Annotated in this window: 7 protein-coding genes; all 7 read right to left on the bottom strand. The window is 59.6% G+C overall.

The window, feature by feature from the left end:
* Positions 1–27: 27 nt before the first annotated feature.
* The gene (locus tag C442_RS20675; RefSeq protein WP_008313989.1) at positions 28–231 is read right to left on the bottom strand and encodes a hypothetical protein; all 204 of its coding nucleotides are present in this window, start codon (positions 229–231) and stop codon (positions 28–30) included.
* A gap of 233 nt (positions 232–464) precedes the next feature.
* A complete protein-coding gene (locus C442_RS20670; protein ID WP_008313987.1) occupies positions 465–830 on the bottom strand; it encodes a hypothetical protein in 366 nt (121 codons plus the stop codon).
* Between the two features lie 57 nt (positions 831–887).
* Positions 888–1,127, bottom strand: a complete 240-nt coding sequence (locus C442_RS20665; protein ID WP_008313985.1) for a hypothetical protein — start codon at positions 1,125–1,127, stop codon at positions 888–890.
* Positions 1,124–1,330 carry a hypothetical protein gene (locus tag C442_RS20660; protein WP_008313983.1) on the bottom strand — a complete coding sequence of 69 codons (207 nt, stop codon included), beginning with the start codon at positions 1,328–1,330 and terminating at the stop codon, positions 1,124–1,126. Before C442_RS20660 ends, C442_RS20665 begins: the two co-directional genes overlap by 4 nt.
* Complete coding sequence (locus C442_RS20655) at positions 1,321–1,635, bottom strand: hypothetical protein (RefSeq protein WP_008313981.1); 315 nt, start codon at positions 1,633–1,635, stop codon at positions 1,321–1,323. Before C442_RS20655 ends, C442_RS20660 begins: the two co-directional genes overlap by 10 nt.
* Positions 1,632–1,922 (bottom strand): hypothetical protein, encoded by a 291-nt coding sequence (locus C442_RS20650; RefSeq protein WP_008313978.1) that lies wholly within the window; start codon positions 1,920–1,922, stop codon positions 1,632–1,634. Before C442_RS20650 ends, C442_RS20655 begins: the two co-directional genes overlap by 4 nt.
* Positions 1,923–2,541: 619 nt before the next feature.
* Positions 2,542–3,069, bottom strand: coding sequence for a hypothetical protein (locus C442_RS21350; protein WP_239642360.1), 528 nt, complete (start codon positions 3,067–3,069; stop codon positions 2,542–2,544).
* Between the last annotated feature and the right edge of the window lie 69 nt (positions 3,070–3,138).

Genomic DNA, 3,138 nt, shown 5'->3' with positions numbered 1-3,138 from the left:
CCCTCCACGACGATGAACAGCTGGTCGTCACTCATTTTCGACCGCCTCGACGAGCAGCGTCGTTTCGGGCAGGTCGTCGCGAGAGGTCGACAGGAACTCGGACGTCTCTAGCGTTGCCTCGATCAACTCGACCAGTTCCTCCGAGACATCGCCAAAGTGAACGATGGCGTCGGGATCGGGGTAGTTGTCGTACTGCTGTGCAGCCGTCTTGTCTGTCTCGTTTCCACTCATAATCAGTCGGCAGAGCGCCCTCTATGGAACGCCCCTCACCCCGCTGGGGCACAGAAATCACACGATGGCTTGCTCCTCGGTATCCGATTCATCGCGATGAGCCTTACCTGCCTCCAGAAGCGGGACCGCCGGACCGGCCTGCCGGTCCAAGGTGGAGCGTGTCCCCCGAGCGCAAGCGCTCGGGAACCGTGAGCGTGAGAGTGAGCGAAAGAGAGGGTGGTACGGCTCCTCGATTATTCCGCGATTACGTTCCCGTCCTCGTCGATGGCGTACCTGAGTGGGTACACGTTGCCGTCGATATGCGTGGCCTTCTTCGGCAGCGTCTCGTTCAACCACGCTTCACGGTCGGCGTCAGTCTGGATATCCTCGTTCGGGGAGTGGACGCTGAACAGGTCCATGCTCACCCAGCGATTGACCGTCAGCTCGCCGGACGGGGAGTACACCTTCACCCGCTCCTTTTCAGCGTCAACACCGACGACGGCGAGTGCAGACGTGCCCTCGGTCGTTTTCAGTCCATCACCGATATCCACGGCATCAGGGTCGATATCGAGGTCGTCGCACTGCTGTACAGCCGTCTCGTCTGTCTTGTTCTTACTCATGATCGGTTGGCGGCACGCCCTCTGTGGGACGCCCCTCGTCCCGCTGGGGCACAGAAATCACACGATGGCTTGCTCCTCGGTATCCGATTCATCGCGACGGATCTCGCGTGCCCGCTCTCGAAGGCGAGACTGGACTGGCGTCCGGTTCTCGTGCTTGTTTTCGTAGGCGAGATACCGCTTGACCGTCTCCATTGAGTGCATACAGTTGATGCCGGCGACGATTGGCTGGAGATGATCGGCGTCCAGCAACCGCTCTGGCGGGAGTTTGTCGAGAATTGGGTCAGGAGTGTCGCTCATGAATCCTCCTCTCGGAAGTCATCGAGTGTCGTCCTGCGTTTGTACCGACAGCCCGGGTAGTGAGCCAGAAGCGTCTCGTCGACGGCCTCCCAGAAGCCGACCTTGTGCGGCGCAACCGACTGCCAGAACCGGGCGCGTGCCAGTGCTGCCGCAACTCGCTGGCGTTCCTCACGACGCCACTGCTCGCGCTCAATCATCGCCATGCCGACGCTCCCTCCGGTCGATCCGCCATGTACGAGCTGGCAAGCTCCAGCCCAGCATCGAGTGACTGCCGCGTCCCGACCAGTTTGGTCGCCCGTTCGAGCGTCCAGCCGTCGTCGCCACCTTTGAGCAGGAGTGTTGCTCCGGTGTCGGGAATGTGCCACCCGATCGTATCGTTACCAGCGGCGAAAAATTCCCATTCGCCCGCAGCGGCCTCCTGTGCTGCGCTCTGCGTGTCAATCAGCGCATCCGAGCGCGGGCCACCAGCGCCGAAATCACCCAACGTGGCCGTTCCTGCTGCGTTCATGCAGCGACCTCCCGGCGGTCCCAGCCAGCGAGTTCGGCGTCGATGGCGCTGATGATGGTTGTGACCTGTTTCTCTAACGTGTCTGCCTGCTCGCCGTTGACGTCCAGAAGCGAGCGAAGTTCGAGTACGTCCGGGAGGTCGATACTGTCTGATCGCCGGGCCACCATACGGAGGACAACCGCTTGAACATCGGCGCTGCCGGACTGCCCTCGAACAGTCGTCGCGATGGACTCGACGAACTGTGCGGTGAGTGGCTGCGACAGGTCTTCCGAACGACGGCAGGACATATTTCGAGACATCCTCTCACCCGCCAGAGGGACACAAAATGGGGGGTTGCTGCCGCTGTGAACGGAGTTTGTGGTTACTGTGCTGGCTGAACTACCTGCTCAATGAGACTGCCTAATCAGTATGGCAACTCGGGCTATCAATCGGGCACTCAGTGTTATGAGCGTAAAATGATGTTTCCTGGTCCCGTACTTCAGCTATGACACTTACACAGCCGTCTTTATCTTCTGTATTGAAGCTATTCCACTCCCCATGTTCATGACGGGTCATTACTGTTAATGGTGCATCTGGCCAGACACAATCAACGATAATCCAATCAGGGTCAACCGTCAATTCGCGGGTCTCCGTATGGACTACTTCACCGGTATCAGTGCGTTCTATTCGTAATTCCACTGGGACCTCCGTAGATTCTGTGTTTACGAAACTGAATTCCTGCATCGTGGCATACTCCTTACTGCCAGTAGAGGAACAGCCCGCCAGAATTCCGATTCCCCCACACACAGTAACACGAAGGAACTGCCGCCGCTTCATGACTAAGCTCTCCGGCGGCTCCGGTAAGTGCCTTCCCTGTACTGCTCATTAGCGGAGCAGACCCACCAGCTTCGGGGGGACTACCACTGGCTACCCAGTCCACCCGCCGATCTCAACCTGCGTACTGTCTGCCGGAGCATCGCCTGCTGTCCTCGCAACTGCATCAAACGGAGGCTCGACAAGACACGGCACTCCGTCGTCGTATGTCCGGTCGGAACGTTTCACACAGTCGACCGGCAGGATAGGGCTACATTCACTACAAGAGTGCGTTGCCCCGCCGAAGCCGTTGATACTCACCGACCAGGAGATGATACTTGCGAGCCGATACGTCTCCGCCGCTGGCCGGCGAGTGCTGGCGGTCCGGCACCCTACAGCTCCACAGACATCGCAGGTGACGAGATGGTCTCGATCTGCCTCGTGGAAGAGCGAAGCGGCCTGCTCAACGTTATCGCGGTCCTGAAGCGCACACGCCCGGCAAATCGTGAACCGAAACACGCCGTCTTCTCGGTCCACTTCGTCGGGCCACCGGACGTAGGTGTACGCCTCGCCAGAGATATCGGCTCTGTCCCCACAGAATCGACAGCACTCGGCCGTTGCCCCGGGCTGGACGTCGGTCACCGAGACCACCGTGCAAGTGTTGACTGCTCGCGAGCAGTGTCCACGGGACAGAGAAACCGCCATTTATAC

This window comes from Haloarcula amylolytica JCM 13557 (assembly GCF_000336615.1).
Classification (GTDB): domain Archaea; phylum Halobacteriota; class Halobacteria; order Halobacteriales; family Haloarculaceae; genus Haloarcula; species Haloarcula amylolytica.
Note: the sequence above shows the minus strand (reverse complement) of the source record. Positions and strands in the feature narration are given on the sequence as shown.

Coding starts and splice junctions, on each gene's coding strand:
- C442_RS20675 (WP_008313989.1), bottom strand. CDS start 231: ATGAGTGGAAACGAGACAGACAAGACGGCTGCACAGCAGTACGACAAC.
- C442_RS20670 (WP_008313987.1), bottom strand. CDS start 830: ATGAGTAAGAACAAGACAGACGAGACGGCTGTACAGCAGTGCGACGAC.
- C442_RS20665 (WP_008313985.1), bottom strand. CDS start 1,127: ATGAGCGACACTCCTGACCCAATTCTCGACAAACTCCCGCCAGAGCGG.
- C442_RS20660 (WP_008313983.1), bottom strand. CDS start 1,330: ATGGCGATGATTGAGCGCGAGCAGTGGCGTCGTGAGGAACGCCAGCGA.
- C442_RS20655 (WP_008313981.1), bottom strand. CDS start 1,635: ATGAACGCAGCAGGAACGGCCACGTTGGGTGATTTCGGCGCTGGTGGC.
- C442_RS20650 (WP_008313978.1), bottom strand. CDS start 1,922: ATGTCCTGCCGTCGTTCGGAAGACCTGTCGCAGCCACTCACCGCACAG.